Raw genomic sequence first — 771 nt, forward strand, 5'->3', positions numbered from 1 at the left:
CCGCGACATCAAGCCCGCCAATGTGCTGCTGGAGGCGACCGGGAGAGGCCGGCCGAAGCTGCGGCTGTCGGACTTCGGCATCGCGATGCGGCTGGGCGAACCGCGGCTGACGGAGACCGACCTGGTGGTGGGGACGCCGGGGTACATCGCGCCCGAGCAGCTGATGGGCGCCGAACCGGACTTTCCCGCCGACCTGTTCGCCACCGGTCTGGTCGCCCTCTATCTGCTGCAGGGCGCCAAGCCCGACGCCAAGGCGCTCGTGGAGTACTTCATGGAGCACGGGACGCCGAGTGCGCCCAAGGGAGTGCCCGAGCCGCTGTGGCAGGTCCTGGCCGCGCTGCTGCAACCGGACCCGCAGAACCGGTTCCGTACGGCGACGGGAGCGCGCAAGGCCCTCCTCGCATGTGCCGAACTTCTGCCGGAGCCGGACCCCGAGGACGAAGTGATCGAGATCTTCGACCAACTCGGGCCGTTACCACCGGGGTTCGGCCCCGACGGGCCGCTCGTACGGAGTCCGGCGGNNGCCGGGTCCACGGGCCCGGACACCGGTTCCGCGGGCCCGGGGATCCCGGGGACCGGCTTCACGGACCCGGCTCCGGGGACCGGCCTCATGGACCCGACTCCGGGGACCGGCCTCACGGACTCGCATCCGGAAACCGGCCGCACGGGCTCAAGGACCGGCGGCCCCGCGGGCCCGGGCATCGGCTCCGTGAGCCCGGCCGCCTCGGGCACCGGTTCTGCCGTATCGGACCCGCGGCTCGCCTCCCGGCA

At 73.1% G+C, this 771-nt stretch carries 1 protein-coding gene; it reads left to right on the top strand.

Annotated features, from left to right (window positions below; translation table 11 throughout):
• On the top strand, positions 1–771 hold a 771-nt coding region (locus tag CCN35_RS26765), incomplete at both ends, for a serine/threonine protein kinase (RefSeq protein ID WP_425444332.1).

The sequence above is a fragment of the Streptomyces thermovulgaris genome (assembly GCF_002155915.1).
GTDB lineage: Bacteria > Actinomycetota > Actinomycetes > Streptomycetales > Streptomycetaceae > Streptomyces > Streptomyces thermovulgaris.